Raw genomic sequence first — 14,824 nt, 5'->3', positions numbered from 1 at the left:
AATGAAAACTGCTCAAATCGGAAGATGTGGCGAATTACTCGCTCAATACAGACTCCTGTTGCATGGTGTTGAATCTGCTCCCATGACGACGGACTCAGGCGTTGATCTGGTTGCCTATTCCCCCGTGAGCGGTAATGCGATAACAATCCAGGTCAAAACCAACCTAAAAACCAAACCTGGCGGAGGTAAAGGGAAACAGGCTCTGGACTGGTGGGTTCCTGAAAAGAGTCCCGCTCAATATGTGGCGCTTGTTGATCTGTCTTCTCATCAGATATGGCTGATGTCTCATGCCGAGATTGGAGCACTTTCCCAACAGAGATCAAGTGGACGCTACCATCTTTACGTGTATGTTGATCCAACCGCAAAGCCCTCAAAGATGGCGCGATTGGCTCACATTCATCAGTTTAAGGAGTTTCTCCTCGAAAATCGTTCGCATGAGATTTTTGGGGTCTGATTTTCTACTAAGTTACTGCTAGTCATCTTGCCTGTTATGTTGCCAGAACTTTGAAGTAGCCTTGTTTCGCTAGAAGTATCAAAGCCTTGTCGTGTGTAACGAGTGTCAATCCCTCGGAACGAGCGGTTGCGGCGAGGATGCGGTCGGCTGGGTCGCCGTGGAAGGCTGGCGGCAGTTCGGCGCATTCGGCTGCGATGGATGGCGTAATGGGAGCGAGGTTCAAGCCCGGGAGCGTTGCCGCGTGAATGAGCCAGTCGCGAACAGGACGGTCAAGACTCATTTTGCCTCGCGAGTGTTTGAGTGCGATCTCCCACATGGAGATAGGAGAAAGAAAGAGCAGATCGGATGCGCTGGCAAGTTCGAGAGCATCAAGTACGGACGGTTTGAGGTTTGGTTGAGCCGAGGTAAGCCAAACCCAAATGTGTGTATCCAGAAGAAGTGACGTCATTCGGCCATTGCATTCCAGATATCAGGCTCCGGGCCGACGATATCTCCGGTGATCTTGACGCTGCCCTTCATATAGCCAAAGATGCTGCGGGCTGGCAGGTTCTCGATGGGAACGAGTTTTGCGACGGGTCGGCCTCGCTTGGTGATGATGACGGATTCACCCTTGCGATCGACCGTATTAAGCAGTTCGAGCAAGTGGGTCTTGGCTTTGGAGGCTGGAATGGACTCTTGTATCCGTATTGCCCTGCTTGGAGGCAATGGCTTGTGGGGCTGACTGGCTGCCTTCGCTTTGAGGCTGGATAGCGGTTTGGGTGCGGTTGCCATGTGGTCATCTCCAGATGACTATTATATCGTGCGGGTAACTTTAGAGCGAAATCGTCCGATTGTGTGCGTGGGAGGATGGATTCGGTCTTTTTTCGGGTGGCGATATCTGATAGGTTGGAAGTGCCGAAGAATCCACGACGCTTCTGCGGCTCATCCATCACACAGCGTTTGTATTCATCCCCGCCATGTGCGGCAGCCGTGTATTTCATTGCAGAAGGAGTGGTACGTTGAGCGAATTACGTGATTTTCTGGAACTTCCGTACGGTGAACTTGAGGACTTGAACCTGCAGGCGAAGGAGCAGCGCAAGAAGCGCGTTGCCGCCGATGTGATTCAGGAAGAGCGGTTGAAGTATTTGACCGACGAGAAGCGGATCAAGGCCGTCACCGTGCTGTTCAGCGACCTCGAAGGCCGCCTGCACATGCTGGACTATGACAAAAAATTTCTGATCAAGAGCTATGACAACCTGACGTTCGACGGCTCGTCGATCCGCGGCTTTACTGCACAGCGCGAGAGCGACTTGCGCCTGGGCATCGACTGGAGCGCGTTCTACTGGGCGCCTGCCGATGTGTTTGGCGGCGGCAAGGTCCTCGTCTTCGGCGAAGTGATCGACAAGAACGGCGGCATCTATAGCGGCGACATCCGCAGCGTGCTGAAGCAGTTCTCGCAGGAGCAGTTCGACAAGCAGGGTTACACGCTGAATGCGGCCAACGAGATTGAAGGCTTCTTGTTCGAGGGCATCGATGCCGAGCGCAGCTACCATGAGACGGGCCGGTTCGATTACGTCAACAAGGGCGGCTATTATCACTCGCTGCCGGGCGATCCTCTGCGCGAGTTCATCGACACCACGGCGGAAGTGCAGCGTGCCATGGGCTTTGAGAACGAGAAGGACCACCCCGAGGTTGCGCCTTCGCAGTTTGAGATCAACTACACCTATGGTGAGGTTGTTGCCGCAGCTGATCAGATTCAGCTCTACAAGCTGATCTGCCGCCAGGTGGCGACACAGATGGGCATGACGGCGAGCTTCCTGCCGAAGCCGGTTGTCGGCGTCAACGGCAGCGGTATGCACACCAACGTCTCCATCACCAAGGGCGGCAAGAACCTGTTCTGGGACCCCAAGGGCGAGGAGAAGATCTCCAAGCTGGCGTGGCAGTTCACCGATCGCATCCTGACGCATGGCAACGATCTTTGTCTGTTGTTGAATGCCAGCGTGAATGCCTATCGCCGCCTCGATCCTCACTTTGAGGCACCGAACCAGATCAAGGCTTCGGCTGTGGATCGCGGCTCGATGATTCGTATTCCTATCGGCAACGAGAAGTCGTCGCGTGTCGAGGTCCGTTCGGTTGGGCCGGATGCGAACCCCTACCTTGTGCTGTACTCGATCTTCAAGAGTGGTCTGCATGGCAATACGTCGAAGATCAAGAACCTGCGTCAGGCGGAGCGCTATCTGCCGGACAACATCTACAGCGCGCTTGAGAACTTCCGCGGTGCCGAATGGACCGGGGAACTTTTGGGCGACGATGTGAAGGCGCGCTATGCCGATCTGAAGCAGGCTTCGGCGGACCGCTGCGCGCGCCTGCTGGGTACGATCGTCAAGGCTCCCGAGGTGCAGTTCCATCATGATGTCTACAACCAGCTTCTCTGGAACATCTTCTAAAGGTTCCTGTTCGATGAAAGTGCCCCGGCTTCGGCTGGGGCCTTTTTTTTGTATGGGAGTGTAGTGCGATTAGCGGACGTGTTGTCCGAAAATTGTTATTCGTAGTGCGGGAATGTTACGCTTCAAGTGCCGTACTGTCCCTTAAACTGGAGTGATGAAGATGCAATCGAGCTATAACGGAATCGCTGTTCCCACCGACGGTCAACCCATTGAATACGCCAACGGAAAATTTACCGTTCCTAATCATCCGATCATTCCCTTCATCGAAGGCGATGGTACCGGTCGCGATATCTGGAAGGCATCGCAGCGTGTTTTTGATGCGGCTGTTGAGAAGGCTTACGGTGGCAAACGCTCCGTAAAGTGGTACGAAGTTTTGGCCGGGGAGAAGGCGTACCGCCAGACGCAGAATTGGTTGCCGGATGACACAGTGAAGGCGACGGTCGATTTTCGCGTGTCGATCAAGGGACCGCTGACGACGCCGGTGGGCGGCGGGATTCGTTCGCTTAATGTGGCTTTGCGGCAGTTGATGGACCTTTACCAGTGCGTGCGCCCGGTGAAGTATTACGCGGGCGTGCCCAGCCCGGTGAAGCACCCGGAGAAGCTGGACGTTGTGATCTTCCGCGAGAACACGGAGGACATCTATGCCGGCATCGAGTTCCGCCAGGGAACGCCTGAGGCGAAGAAGTTTATTGACTTCGTGAACGACGAGATGCTGAAGGGCGGCAAAAAGAAGATTCGGCAGGACTCGGGTGTGGGCGTGAAGCCGATCTCGATCACGGGATCGAAGCGGCTGGTGCGGGCGGCGATTCAATATGCGCTCGACAATAACCGCAAGACGGTGACGTTGGTACACAAGGGAAATATTCAGAAATTCACCGAAGGCGCGTTCCGCGAGTGGGGCTACGAGGTTGCGTCTGAGGAGTTCCGCGAGCAGACGGTGACGGAGCGGGAGAGCTGGATCCTTGGCAATTTTGAGCAGAACCCCAACCTGACGGCCGAGCAGAATGCTGCGTTGATCGAGCCGGGAATTGAGTTTGCCGCGAAAGAGTTTGGCGAGAGCGTGGTGGCAGAGGTGAAGCAGGTGATTGCTTCGATCGGCGCTTCGCATGGCGGCGGCAAGTGGAAGAGCAAGATCCTGATCAACGACCGCATCGCTGACTCGATCTTTCAGCAGATCATCCTGCGGCCTGAGGACTACAGCGTGCTGGCGACGACGAACCTGAACGGCGACTACATCTCAGATGCGGCGGCGGCGCAGGTCGGCGGCCTGGGGATTGCGCCGGGCGGAAATATCGGTGACGGATATGCTGTCTTCGAGGCGACACATGGAACGGCCCCGAAGTATGCGGACAAGGATGTGATCAATCCGGGATCGGTGATTCTGTCGGGCGTGATGCTGTTCGACTTCCTTGGCTGGACCGAGGCGGCGCGGCTGATTGAGAGCTCGATGGAGAAGACGATTGCGCAGAAGTTTGTGACCTACGACTTCGAGCGCGGCTTGCAAGGCGCGACCAAGGCGAAGACGAGCGAGTTCGCCAGCCGTATGATTGAGAACATGGGGTAAAAGAAAAAAGCAAACGCAGGTCCTCCCGCTTTGCGGAAGGATGACAAGATTTGGATATAGAAATGGAGATGCAATGCGTAAGAAGGTAACGATTGTTGGTGCAGGAAATGTGGGTGCGACGGCGGCACATTGGATTGCTGCGAAGGAACTGGCGGATGTGGTTCTGCTTGACGTTGCGGAGGGCACGCCGCAGGGCAAGGGTCTCGACCTTCTGGAGGCGATGCCGATTGAGAAGCGCGATTGCAATATTATCGGCACCAATGATTATGCCGATACCGCGAACTCGGACATCGTCGTGATTACGGCTGGCATTCCGCGCAAGCCGGGGATGAGCCGCGACGATCTGCTGAACACGAACTACAAGATCATGTCGGACGTGGTGAGCAAGGTCACGGCGCATTCGCCAAACTGCATCATCATCGTGGTTTCAAATCCACTGGATGCGATGGCGCAGGCTGCCTTTCATCAGGCTAAGTTTCCGCGTGAGCGCGTGATCGGTATGGCTGGCGTGCTCGATTCGGCGCGGTTCCGTACCTTTATCGCGCAGGAGTTGAATGTGTCCGTCGAGAATGTAACTGCTTTTGTTCTCGGTGGCCATGGAGATACGATGGTTCCGCTGCCACGCTATTCGACTGTCGCCGGCATTCCGATTACGGAGCTGATTGCGCCGGAGCGGATTGCGGAACTGGTGCAGCGGACGCGCGATGGCGGTGCGGAGATTGTGAAGTATCTCAAGACCGGAAGCGCCTTTTATGCTCCTTCTGCTGCTGCCACGGAGATGGTCGAGGCCATACTGAAGGACAAGAAGAAGATCCTGCCTTGCGCTGCGTATCTGCAGGGCGAGTATGGAATTTCGGGCCTGTTCGTTGGAGTACCGTGCAAGCTGGGTGCCAAGGGGCTGGAGCAGATTATTGAGATCAAACTGAGTGCAGAGGAGCAGGCTGCTTTGCAACGGAGCGCCGATTCTGTGAAGGAGCTTTGCACAGTAATTGGAGTCGTTTAAACAAGCAATTAGCTGGGTAGTTTCACCGGGCACTGTGGACCTCGCAGTGCCTTTTTTCATGTAAGCTTCGGTCATGCCTGAAAAGATAGAAGTGAACCAGAGACGCTTCTGGATAGTTGCATGGGCCTATTTTATTGGTGTGATGCTGGCATATGCCTGCGTTATCCTATTCGCAAAGGCGCCTCCAGCCTTCGTCGATTATCCAGACTGGGTTTATCAGGGCTTCCTGTTCCACGGTGTTCTATCAGGACATCCTTTCGCCGGTTATGTATTGAAGCACTATCCGGTTCCGAACAGCACAACGACGATTGGTTTGGGGCTGTTAGATACTGTATTGCCCTGGCAATGGGCGGCGAAGGCCTGGATATGTTTGTATCTTGCGCTTGCCACGTTTGCCACATGGTTTGTTCTGCACGTCTTTAGCTTTCGCGAGTGGCGATTTGTTGTGGCACTTCCCGCCATCGTGTTTTTAAATCTCGACTTCTGGTATGGACATATCAGTTTTGAAATAGGAATCTGTCTCGTATTACTGCTTCTGGGATTGTTGAAGCGGAACGCATCGTCATGGACTGTGAGCTTGATGCTTGTGCTCCTGTTTTTTACGCACATGGAGGCTTGTGCGGGCGCAATTCTCTTATTGGTTTTGTGGTGCGTCGTCACGCGGCGATGGCGCGAAATATGGACTGCAATTCCGACGATTGCATTGACGGCCTGGTATGTTGTAGCGAGATTCAGCGGGGGAAACCTGGATGTTCAGGGACTGCCGAAGGCCGACTACGCTTACGGCTCACCAGGTTTTTTGGTCTATAAGACCAATACCTTTTTCAAGATATTTGGATATGTCAACGCATGTACTGCGAGCGGCCTGTCGCAGGGCGAGGAGATATTTGGGAAAGGCTTATTCCTTCTCCTGATTGCAGCATCTCTTATTCTGTCGATATTTTGCTTATTGCATATGCTGGCGCTGGTTACAAAGCCAGGGTCCGACAAATTTCGCAAAATTGCCGGTGCCTTTGTTCTCATACTGCTGGTGATCTCGACGTTTCTGCCTCAGATATGGCTCGGTGTAGCTGATCCGGGCTCTCGACTACTGCTACTTGCTGCAGCCGTTGGCTTGTTGTTCATCAAGTGGCGTAACCCGACTGGGTTGGCAATTGCCGGTCTCAGCGCTCTATTTTGTCTTGTAAATCTATGGCAATTTGCGAAAGTGGAAAATAACCCGGGTGTAGGAGAGCGACCAAGAGATATTCCCGCGGCCTTGATAAGGTACGGCCACGTCGAACCATCGACACGGGTCTTTTACTACGAAAAGCTCAAACGAGGTGAGATGAAGGAGTATGTATTTCCGACCGGGATTTTCCGCAAGAATTGAATAGCCACAATCTTTCGGAGACGAGAACAATATTTAGTTGGCCTCGTCTCCGGTGACGGCTAGATTCGTTCGATGGTGACGCTTTCGAGGACGATTGGGGTCTTGGGGCGGTCCATGCCGTCGCGGCTGGCCTTGGAGATCTTTTCTACGATGTCGTAGCCTTCGACGACTTCGCCGAAGATGGTGTGCTTGCCGGTGAGCCAGCTGGTGTCGGCCACGGTGATGAAGAACTGCGAGCCGTTGGTGTTGGGGCCGGCGTTGGCCATGGCGAGCTTGCCCTTCTCCTGAAAGCCATGCTTCGAGCCCTGGGTCTCGTCGGCGAACTTGTAGCCGGGGCCGCCCATGCCGGTGCCTTCGGGGTCGCCGGCCTGGATCATGAACTGGGGAATGACGCGATGGAAGACGGTTCCGTCATAGAGCTTGTCGCCTTTTTTGCTGCGGCTGTTCCACTCTTTGGTTCCTTCGGCGAGGCCGATGAAATTGGCTACGGTTTGTGGCGCGTCCTTCTCGAACAGCTCACAGACGATGGTGCCTTCGCTGGTTTTGAATGTTGCATAGGTTCCGGGTTTCGTTGGCATTTCAGCATTCTCCTAAACTTCGGTTATTGGTTGATGAAAGCAGAATCTCCGCGGTATTTGGCGAAGATCAAAAGTTATTGAGGGGCCGCGCCTGATGCTGGAGTTGTAGTCGGCGGCACAGGAGGCGTCGGCGGCGCAGGCGGCATCGGCTGTCCGTCGCGCACAATCGTCACGCGGTTGATGGTGACCGGGGACAGCGGTTTGTCGCCCTCATCACGCGGAACCCGTGCGATGGAGGCCACCAGCAGAACACTATGAGCATCGCACTGACCGAAGATGGTGTGCTTGCCGTTGAGTTCCGTCTGCGGAGTTTCGGTGATGAAGAATTGCGAGCCGTTGGTTCCACCGCCTGAAGGGCCGGGGCCGGAGTTCGCCATCGCGAGCCTTCCCGGCTGATCGAAGGTGAGCGATGGGTCGATCTCGTCCTGAAAGAGATAGCCGGGGTCGCCGGTGCCGTCGCCCACGCGGTCGCCGCCTTGAATCATGAACTCGGGGATGACGCGATGGAAGGTGGTGCCGTTGTAGAAAGACTGGCCGTGAACCGTCTTGAGCGTCTTGGGATCGGTCCAGTCTTTGGTGCCTTCGGCGAGGCCGATGAAGTTCGCTACCGTGATGGGGGCCTCTTTGTCGTAGAGCTTGCAGGTCAGTCGTCCCAGAGTGGTATCGATTACGACGGTGGGACCGGTGGGCGCAACTGGCGGCTTCACCGTCGTCGTTGCGCCTGGATCGTCGGGGAGAGCGTCCGCCGAGGACTGCGGGCTTTGCGCGAGCGCGGGCAGGCTGAAGGCCAAGGCAAGTGCGAGATAGCGAAGCTTCATGCGGTGTAGGACTCCATGCATCAGGCTATCGCAGACTGGGGCGTGGAGCAATTCGCGGCCTTGAGCAGTTCGCACGCTGGCCCAATTCGCATACGGCTACATGAGCCGCGTAATCAGGTTGCGCACGATCTCCAGCGATCCACCGTAGACGACGTGGGAGGCCCAATGTTGAAGATGATCGAAGGGGTGCGTCTCCGATGGCGTTGAGGAGAGCTGGAATGCGGGAACGGCGATCTCGTCTGCGGAGAGGAAGAGGAGTGTCCCGAAGGCTGTGCCGGCGCCTGTGGTGACCTCTGGGACGGCCTCGGCGGAGACGGCATAGACTACGCCCATGAGTGTACCGAAGGCGTAGTGAATGGCGCGGCCAGCTTTCTTCTTATCTTCGGGAGGAAGATGAGTTCCGGTTGCTTCGGCGATCCTTCGCGCCACGATCTCCGTGGAGTCTTCCTGCTCGGCTTGCTCTTGTTCTTTTTGCGCCGGCTCGTGAGCGATCTGCCAGGGCGATTCGTGGTCGGCTAGTTTCCTTTGCCTCTCGAGCGCCTTCTGGCCGGCGGTGCTTAGCTTCTGAAACTGGTCCATGACCAACGTCGCAGCGATGCCTGCCGCGATTCCGGTGACGATGCCGCGAAAGATGGAAGGTCTATTTCTGCGCATAAGGATCTCCGTAGAGTTTGATGCGAATTTTACGGAAATTGTGGAATAGATTTGAGGGATTCGGCGTCCAATGAAGCTGGAGGATCATTCAAGATGGCAAAATATGCGCTTTATGTATCGCTGAAGGCAAAACCGGGCAAAGAGGCTGATGTGGAAGCATTTCTGAAGCAGGGTGCGGAGATGTCCAGAAACGAAAAGGGAACCGTTGCATGGTTCGCTCTGAAGGAGGATGAAGGCAACTACTCCGTCTTCGATACTTTTGATGATGAGGCGGGGCGGGATGCTCACTTGAATGGAGAGATCGCCAAGGCATTGATGGCGAAGGCCGATGAGCTATTTTCGGAGGCACCCAAGATTCATAAGATTGCGGTTGTCGCCAATAAATAAAGCCAGTTTGCGTCTACGCGGCACTGTCTCGCAGAGCAACCCCGGCCACGATGGCACCATCTGTCTTAGTAGAGGTGATATATGGCACAGGGTCTGGATTCAACCAAGACTGGAGCACGTCCTTCTCATGAAGCGATTGAAGAGGAGACTACAGCGACTGAGGTTGGCAAGAGCGATGAAGAGAAGCTGAATCATATCGGGATGGAGAGCGCCAAGCGCGCACAGAACCGGATTCACTCGAACGAAGAGACGACTCCGGGCAACTCTATCTTCTCGAAGTAATTTCTAGCTGAATTTTCGTATGCAGGAACAGGCAAGGCCCGCTGAGATGAGCGGGCCTTTCCTTTTGGGTTTAGTAGATCGTATTAGCTAAAGCGCTGCTGCGCCTGCTTCGGCTACGGAGTGGTCCTGCACGCCCGAGCCGCCGCTGACTCCGATTGCTCCGACTACCTTGCCATCCTTTTTGAGAGGAATGCCGCCGGCGAAGATCATGACCTTGCCGTTGTTCGATGCGTGGATGCCGAAGAACTGGTCGCCAGACTGCGAGTTCGCGCCGAGGTCTTTGGTGGTGATGTCGAAGGCGCGCGAGGTCCAGGCCTTCTTCTGCGCGATGTCAATCGAGCCCAGCCACGCGTTCTCCATGCGCTCGAAGGCGATGAGGTTGCCGCCCTCGTCCACGATGGCGATGTTCATGGGTTGCTTGATCTCTTCGGCTTTCTTCTCTGCCGCGGCGATCATGCGGCGGGCGTCTGCGAGCTGAATCATTGATAAATCTCCTTGAGTGCGCAATGTCTTCTTGGACTGATCGTACCAGCCAGAGTCATATGGATCGGGTTATGCTGGTTGGCGGATGAATTAGTTGTATGAGAGGACTTAAGGATGAAGTTTTTTGCGGGGCTGATGTTGCTGGGATGTCTGGGCGCGCAGGGCTTGGTTGCGCAGGAATCGCCTTCGCGGCTGATGGCGGCTTCGGTGATGGAGCAGTGGCCAGCGGGAGTGGTTTCGACGACGGGGAATCCGGGATCGTGGGGATATGAAGAGGGCGTCCTGCTGGATGGGATCGCTGCGGAGTGGCATACGACGGCGGATGGTCAGGACTTTCATTACATCAAGGCCGCTGTCGATAAGTATGTGACTGCGGATGGAACGATCACGGGATACAAACCGGATGCGCATAGTCTGGACAACATCGAGCTGGGGCGCGGGGTGTTGCTGGTCTATCGGGTGACGCAGGAGCCGAAGTATTACAAGGCGGCGAAGTTTCTGCATGAGCAGCTTGAGTCGCAGCCCCGGACGGCGAGCGGAGGATATTGGCACAAGCAGATCTATCCCAACCAGATGTGGCTGGATGGCGCTTATATGGCCGAGCCGTTTCGTGCGGCCTATGCGGCTACGTTCCATGAGCCGGGAGACTTTGCGGACATTGCCAGGCAGTTGCTGCTGATGGATGCTCACATGCGCGAGCCGAAGACTGGCTTGATGCGGCATGGATGGGACGAATCGAAGAAGATGCCGTGGGCGGATACTAAGACGGGATTGTCGCCTGAGGTTTGGGGCCGGGCGATGGGCTGGTACGCGATGGCGTTGGTGGATGTGCTGGACTGGATGCCTCAGGATCAGCCGCAGCGGCCTGAACTGGTGGCTGCGCTGAACCGCACGATGGCTGCGGTGGTGAAGTATCAGGATGCGAAGACCGGCTTGTGGTGGCAGGTGATGGACAAGGGCGGTAGAGCGGGCAACTATACGGAGGCTTCGGCTAGCTGCATGTTCGTTTATGCGCTGGCTAAAGGTGTTCGCATGGGTTATCTGCCGCAGGCCGATGAGGCCAGCGCGCGGCGTGGATGGGAGGGCATCCAGAAGGCGTTTGTGACGACTGACGATGGAAAGATGGCGCTGAGCGGGACGGTGACAGTTGGCGGGTTGGGTGGAAAGCCTTATCGTTCGGGAAGCTATGACTACTACATCGGCGAGAAGACGCGGGTGAACGATGCCAAGGGCGTTGGCGCGTTTCTGCTGGCGGGAAGCGAGATGGAGCAGGCATCGACCGAGGCTTTGGGGCAGGGAAAGACGGTGTTGGTAGATGCGTGGTTCAACTCGCAGACGCGGCAGAATGCGGCTGGACAGACGGAGCTGTTTCATTACAAGTGGGACGATGACTCGAACAATGGGTTCGCGTTTTTTGGACGTGCTTTTCAACGTTACGGCGCGAAGCTGGCGACCGAGAAGACGGCTCCGACGTCGGCGGATCTAAAGAAGGCGCAGATCTATATTCTGGCGTCGCCGGATATTCCATCGAAGAACCCGAACCCGCATTACATGGACAACAAGAGCGGCAAGGTGATTGCCGACTGGGTGAAGCGTGGTGGTGTCCTGCTGCTCATGGAGAACGATGGGCCGAATGCGGAGTTTACCCACTTCAATACGCTGAGCGATCGGTTTGGCATTCACTTCAATCAGGTGCTGGTGAACCACGTCGTCGGCAACGATCTTCCGGCGGGAGAGCTGGAGATTCCGGCAGGTACGGGCGTGTTTGAGCATCCTCATCTGGCTTACATGAAGGACACTTCCACGATCTCGGTATCGGGGCCAGCTAAGGCCGTGGTGACCAAGGGCAGCGACGTGATGATCGCGGTGGCGAAGTACGGCAAGGGGACGGTGTTTGCCGTGGTCGATCCATGGGTCTACAACGAGTATGTGGACCGGCGGAACCATCTTCCGGTGAAGTATGACAACTTCGCCGGGATGATCGATCTGGCTGGATGGGCGGTGCGGCAGTAGCTCCTTTCAATGTCCACGAAAGGCGCCTGAAAATATGTTTGGCTGCTGATCTCAGGATGAACGATGGAGTTTCTCCGTGGATCTTTGCATGAAGAGCATGAGGAAGCAGGGCACGTAAAGGGCGATGGTGGTGAGCCAGATGCTTCCGGGATAGCTCGGGATGCGGTGCTGGAGGAGCTCGTAGAAGTTTGCCACGATAATGGGGCCGAGGATGGCGATGAGGCTGTTGAAGCTGGTGAGGACTCCCTGGAGTTCCCCCTGGCGGTCTTCGCTTGCTTTGGCGGAGAGCATGGACTGGAGTGCCGGCTGGGCGATGCCTCCCAGGCAGAGTAGAGGCAGGATACAGAAGGCTGCGGTGGTGGTGCTGGCGATGGAGAAGAGGAGCCAGCCTAAGGAGTCGAAGGCCATACCGACGAGGACGGTGCCGCGCTGTCCGAGCAGGCGTTCGGCGCGGGCCGGAAGGAAGGCCTGGCAGAGGGCGTGGAGCAGGCCGAAGAGAGCGAAGGAAAGGCCCACGGTGGCCGCCGACCATCCAAAGTGCGCGATGCCGTAGATGACCCAAAGGACGGCCGGGACCTGGCCGACCATATCCATAGTGCAGAAGATGTAGAGCAGGCGGCTAATGCCGTGGAGGTTAGTGACGGAGCGAAGGGAGGCGAAGGGGTTGAGCTGGGCGAAGGTGATAGGGGCCTGAGTTGTGGGGCGGTTAAGACGAGACTCCGGCAGGAAGAAGAAGCAGAGGACTGCGCCGAGGAGATTGAGGGCGGCGGCGAGAAAGAAGGGCGCGCGGAGGGAGTAGGTGCCGACCAATCCACCTAACGCGGGACCGGCGATGAAGCCGATGCCGAAGCAGGCGTTCATGCGACCGAAGGCAGAGGAACGATTTTCTTCGGGAGTGATGTCGGCCAGGTAGGCGTTGGCTACGGTTAGGTTGGCTCCGGTGATGCCGGCGAGGGTGCGGCCGAGGTAGAGGAAAGAGAGAGTGGGGGCGAGGGCCATGACAAGGTCGTCGAAGGCGGTGCCGAAGAGAGAGAAGAGAAGAAGAGGTCGGCGGCCATAACGATCGCTGAGAAAGCCGAGAATGGGAGAAGAGATGAGCATGGTGACGGCGTAGGCGGCGAGGAGAAAGCCATAGTGACGCGCGACGTCGCCGCTGCCATGGAGCATGGAGCGCAAAAGAGCGGGGAGCGTAGGGAAAACGATGCCAATGCCGATGGCATCGAGCACGACGATGGAGAGGATGAGAGGGGTGGAACGCTTCATTACGCGAAGAATCCTTGGAACTCGGTGGGCACGGAAGACAGTGCGGTGGCAGCGGGACGCAGCAGAAGGCTGCGGGAGGGCTACTTCACGAGATGGAGGAGGATGCGCATGGAGGTTTTCAGCCTATCGAAAGTATAGCGTGAGGCAGCCGCTGTGCAGGGAAGTATCCCGATCACCGAAGCAGTTGTTTGTAGTTTCGAGGCAAGGGAGGCTAGGACTTTAGCTTGAAGGCTTTGGTGACAATCGCGTTGGGGGAGCTTCCGGCGGGCAGGATGGTGAAGAGCGTGGGGCCGGTCTTGTCCTGGGTGCGGATGACGGAGACGTCGCCGGAGTGGGCGTCGGCGGCGAGGAGAAGATGCTCGTCGGCGGAGAAGGCGAGGGCGTCGGGCTCGGAGCCGGTGTGAACGCTGCTGACGACGCGGCCGTCGTCGATGCTGTAGAGGCTGAGCGAGTCGGCGCCGAAGTTGGAGACCCAGAGCGAGCTGTTGTCGCGGCTGACGATACCGTGGGTGGGCTTGTTGCCGATGGCCTGCGTCCAGCCGACCTGGTTGTTCCAGGTGTCGATCTCTGAGATGCTGTCGGAGTTGAAGTTGGAGACGAAGATCTCGCCGCCGTCGGGCTTGAGGGCAAGGTTGACGGGCGTATTGCCGACGTCGAGCAGGGTGAGCAGGCGGTCGGTCAGAAGGGACGGGTTCTGCTTCGCGTTCCAGGAGTGGGGATCGGCGGCGAGGTTGACGGCCATGACCTGATGGCCGCTGGAGCAGGCGACGAAGACCTTGGAGGAGTCGGGAAGGATGACGGCGTCGGTGGCTCCGGGACAGCCGGAGAAGGCGTCGCGGAAGTGCAGGATGTGGGTGCGGTCTGCGGGAGATCTCTCGTAGGGGGCTACATCATAGATGGAGATGCTGCCGCTGCCTCGGTTGGTGACGACGAGGGTGCGGTTGTCGGGCGAGATGCGGGCGAGGCCGGGCTGCTCGCCGGTACCGGCCAGGGCGATCTCGCGGCGCTGGTCGAGGTCGATGACGCTGACGATGTTGGAGCCGGAGTTGGCCACGTAGGCACGGTGGCCGGTGTCGTCGACGCTGATGAAGTAGGGACTGCGATGGACGGGGATGGTGGCGACGACGCGGTTGGATTCGGCATCGATGACGGAGATGCTGTCGGACTTGGTGTTGACGACGTAGACCTCGTTGCGGACGGGGTTCACGGCGAGGCCGGTGGGGTTGTCGCCGACGCGGAGGGTGCGGTCCTGGCGGAGATAGACGAGGTCGAGCACGGTGACGGTGTTGGAGCCGCCGTTACTGACATAGGCGAACTCGTGATATCCGGCGGGGACGTCGGGGAAGCTGTTGTGGTGGCAGCCGGTGCAGGCGGCGATCAGCGCGAGGGCAGCAGCGGCGGCGAGAGAGCGGGATGAATGGAGGAAGCGGCGGGGGGTTGGCACTGTTGCGAGTCTATCGAGGAGGTTGAGGCGGAGCAAGTTATTGGCAGTAGCCGCCCATCCTTCAGAGAGGCGCGAAGGATGGG

Annotated in this window: 16 protein-coding genes; 8 read left to right on the top strand and 8 right to left on the bottom strand. The window is 57.2% G+C overall.

Going from position 1 to position 14,824, the window contains the following annotated elements; all coding sequences use genetic code 11:
• Position 1 precedes the first annotated feature (1 nt).
• Positions 2-454, top strand: coding sequence for a hypothetical protein (locus GSQ81_RS11670; RefSeq protein WP_158910913.1), 453 nt, complete (start codon positions 2-4; stop codon positions 452-454).
• 34 nt (positions 455-488) lie between these two features.
• Here the strand turns inward: GSQ81_RS11670 and GSQ81_RS11665 are convergent, their stop codons facing one another.
• Together GSQ81_RS11665 and GSQ81_RS11660 are read right to left on the bottom strand one after the other, a co-directional pair.
• The gene (locus GSQ81_RS11665; protein WP_158910912.1) at positions 489-902 is read right to left on the bottom strand and encodes a type II toxin-antitoxin system VapC family toxin; all 414 of its coding nucleotides are present in this window, start codon (positions 900-902) and stop codon (positions 489-491) included.
• Positions 899-1,225 carry a type II toxin-antitoxin system Phd/YefM family antitoxin gene (locus GSQ81_RS11660; RefSeq protein ID WP_158910911.1) on the bottom strand — a complete coding sequence of 109 codons (327 nt, stop codon included), beginning with the start codon at positions 1,223-1,225 and terminating at the stop codon, positions 899-901. Before GSQ81_RS11660 ends, GSQ81_RS11665 begins: the two co-directional genes overlap by 4 nt.
• Before the next feature lie 227 nt (positions 1,226-1,452).
• Between GSQ81_RS11660 and GSQ81_RS11655 the strand changes: the two genes are divergently transcribed.
• From GSQ81_RS11655 to GSQ81_RS11640, 4 genes are all read left to right on the top strand, one after another.
• On the top strand, positions 1,453-2,880 hold the full coding sequence (locus tag GSQ81_RS11655; RefSeq protein ID WP_371715322.1) for a glutamine synthetase family protein: 1,428 nt from the start codon (positions 1,453-1,455) through the stop codon (positions 2,878-2,880).
• A 160-nt stretch (positions 2,881-3,040) separates the two neighbouring features.
• Entirely contained in the window at positions 3,041-4,444 is a 1,404-nt protein-coding gene (locus tag GSQ81_RS11650; RefSeq protein ID WP_158912193.1) for an NADP-dependent isocitrate dehydrogenase, read from the top strand.
• Positions 4,445-4,517: 73 nt separating this feature from the next.
• Positions 4,518-5,447, top strand: coding sequence for a malate dehydrogenase (mdh, locus tag GSQ81_RS11645; protein ID WP_158910909.1), 930 nt, complete (start codon positions 4,518-4,520; stop codon positions 5,445-5,447).
• Between the two features lie 73 nt (positions 5,448-5,520).
• The gene (locus GSQ81_RS11640) at positions 5,521-6,819 is read left to right on the top strand and encodes a hypothetical protein (RefSeq protein ID WP_158910908.1); all 1,299 of its coding nucleotides are present in this window, start codon (positions 5,521-5,523) and stop codon (positions 6,817-6,819) included.
• Between the two features lie 59 nt (positions 6,820-6,878).
• On the opposite strand, the gene GSQ81_RS11635 is transcribed toward GSQ81_RS11640, so the two are convergent.
• The 3 genes from GSQ81_RS11635 to GSQ81_RS11625 form a co-directional block, all read right to left on the bottom strand.
• Positions 6,879-7,397 carry a peptidylprolyl isomerase gene (locus GSQ81_RS11635; RefSeq protein ID WP_158910907.1) on the bottom strand — a complete coding sequence of 173 codons (519 nt, stop codon included), beginning with the start codon at positions 7,395-7,397 and terminating at the stop codon, positions 6,879-6,881.
• Between the two features lie 74 nt (positions 7,398-7,471).
• Positions 7,472-8,215, bottom strand: coding sequence for a peptidylprolyl isomerase (locus GSQ81_RS11630; RefSeq protein ID WP_158910906.1), 744 nt, complete (start codon positions 8,213-8,215; stop codon positions 7,472-7,474).
• 96 nt (positions 8,216-8,311) lie between these two features.
• Positions 8,312-8,869 carry a DUF1440 domain-containing protein gene (locus GSQ81_RS11625; protein ID WP_158910905.1) on the bottom strand — a complete coding sequence of 186 codons (558 nt, stop codon included), beginning with the start codon at positions 8,867-8,869 and terminating at the stop codon, positions 8,312-8,314.
• Between the two features lie 93 nt (positions 8,870-8,962).
• Here GSQ81_RS11625 and GSQ81_RS11620 point away from each other — a divergent pair, with 93 nt between their 5' ends.
• Complete coding sequence (locus GSQ81_RS11620) at positions 8,963-9,256, top strand: putative quinol monooxygenase (RefSeq protein ID WP_158910904.1); 294 nt, start codon at positions 8,963-8,965, stop codon at positions 9,254-9,256.
• An 81-nt stretch (positions 9,257-9,337) separates the two neighbouring features.
• Complete coding sequence (locus tag GSQ81_RS11615) at positions 9,338-9,538, top strand: hypothetical protein (protein ID WP_158910903.1); 201 nt, start codon at positions 9,338-9,340, stop codon at positions 9,536-9,538.
• An 87-nt stretch (positions 9,539-9,625) separates the two neighbouring features.
• Here the strand turns inward: GSQ81_RS11615 and GSQ81_RS11610 are convergent, their stop codons facing one another.
• Entirely contained in the window at positions 9,626-10,021 is a 396-nt protein-coding gene (locus GSQ81_RS11610) for a heme-binding protein (RefSeq protein ID WP_158910902.1), read from the bottom strand.
• A 114-nt stretch (positions 10,022-10,135) separates the two neighbouring features.
• On the opposite strand from GSQ81_RS11610, the gene GSQ81_RS11605 reads away from it, so the two are divergent.
• On the top strand, positions 10,136-12,034 hold the full coding sequence (locus tag GSQ81_RS11605; RefSeq protein ID WP_158910901.1) for a glycoside hydrolase family 88 protein: 1,899 nt from the start codon (positions 10,136-10,138) through the stop codon (positions 12,032-12,034).
• Between the two features lie 51 nt (positions 12,035-12,085).
• Here the strand turns inward: GSQ81_RS11605 and GSQ81_RS11600 are convergent, their stop codons facing one another.
• Together GSQ81_RS11600 and GSQ81_RS11595 are read right to left on the bottom strand one after the other, a co-directional pair.
• Entirely contained in the window at positions 12,086-13,297 is a 1,212-nt protein-coding gene (locus tag GSQ81_RS11600; RefSeq protein WP_158910900.1) for a TCR/Tet family MFS transporter, read from the bottom strand.
• A 211-nt stretch (positions 13,298-13,508) separates the two neighbouring features.
• Positions 13,509-14,741: a YncE family protein gene (locus GSQ81_RS11595; RefSeq protein ID WP_254060139.1), complete on the bottom strand. Its 1,233-nt coding sequence runs from the start codon at positions 14,739-14,741 to the stop codon at positions 13,509-13,511.
• Positions 14,742-14,824 lie beyond the last annotated feature (83 nt).

Source organism: Granulicella sp. L56, from assembly GCF_009765835.1.
GTDB lineage: Bacteria > Acidobacteriota > Terriglobia > Terriglobales > Acidobacteriaceae > Edaphobacter.
Note: the sequence above shows the minus strand (reverse complement) of the source record. Positions and strands in the feature narration are given on the sequence as shown.

What these genes read in the sequence shown, in the direction of transcription:
- GSQ81_RS11605 (WP_158910901.1), top strand. Translation starts at nt 10,136, where the DNA reads ATGAAGTTTTTTGCGGGGCTGATGTTGCTGGGATGTCTGGGCGCGCAG.
- GSQ81_RS11670 (WP_158910913.1), top strand. Translation starts at nt 2, where the DNA reads ATGAAAACTGCTCAAATCGGAAGATGTGGCGAATTACTCGCTCAATAC.
- GSQ81_RS11635 (WP_158910907.1), bottom strand. Translation starts at nt 7,397, where the DNA reads ATGCCAACGAAACCCGGAACCTATGCAACATTCAAAACCAGCGAAGGC.
- GSQ81_RS11600 (WP_158910900.1), bottom strand. Translation starts at nt 13,297, where the DNA reads ATGAAGCGTTCCACCCCTCTCATCCTCTCCATCGTCGTGCTCGATGCC.
- GSQ81_RS11615 (WP_158910903.1), top strand. Translation starts at nt 9,338, where the DNA reads ATGGCACAGGGTCTGGATTCAACCAAGACTGGAGCACGTCCTTCTCAT.
- GSQ81_RS11630 (WP_158910906.1), bottom strand. Translation starts at nt 8,215, where the DNA reads ATGAAGCTTCGCTATCTCGCACTTGCCTTGGCCTTCAGCCTGCCCGCG.
- GSQ81_RS11650 (WP_158912193.1), top strand. Translation starts at nt 3,041, where the DNA reads ATGCAATCGAGCTATAACGGAATCGCTGTTCCCACCGACGGTCAACCC.
- GSQ81_RS11625 (WP_158910905.1), bottom strand. Translation starts at nt 8,869, where the DNA reads ATGCGCAGAAATAGACCTTCCATCTTTCGCGGCATCGTCACCGGAATC.
- GSQ81_RS11620 (WP_158910904.1), top strand. Translation starts at nt 8,963, where the DNA reads ATGGCAAAATATGCGCTTTATGTATCGCTGAAGGCAAAACCGGGCAAA.
- GSQ81_RS11610 (WP_158910902.1), bottom strand. Translation starts at nt 10,021, where the DNA reads ATGATTCAGCTCGCAGACGCCCGCCGCATGATCGCCGCGGCAGAGAAG.
- mdh (WP_158910909.1), top strand. Translation starts at nt 4,518, where the DNA reads ATGCGTAAGAAGGTAACGATTGTTGGTGCAGGAAATGTGGGTGCGACG.
- GSQ81_RS11640 (WP_158910908.1), top strand. Translation starts at nt 5,521, where the DNA reads ATGCCTGAAAAGATAGAAGTGAACCAGAGACGCTTCTGGATAGTTGCA.
- GSQ81_RS11660 (WP_158910911.1), bottom strand. Translation starts at nt 1,225, where the DNA reads ATGGCAACCGCACCCAAACCGCTATCCAGCCTCAAAGCGAAGGCAGCC.
- GSQ81_RS11665 (WP_158910912.1), bottom strand. Translation starts at nt 902, where the DNA reads ATGACGTCACTTCTTCTGGATACACACATTTGGGTTTGGCTTACCTCG.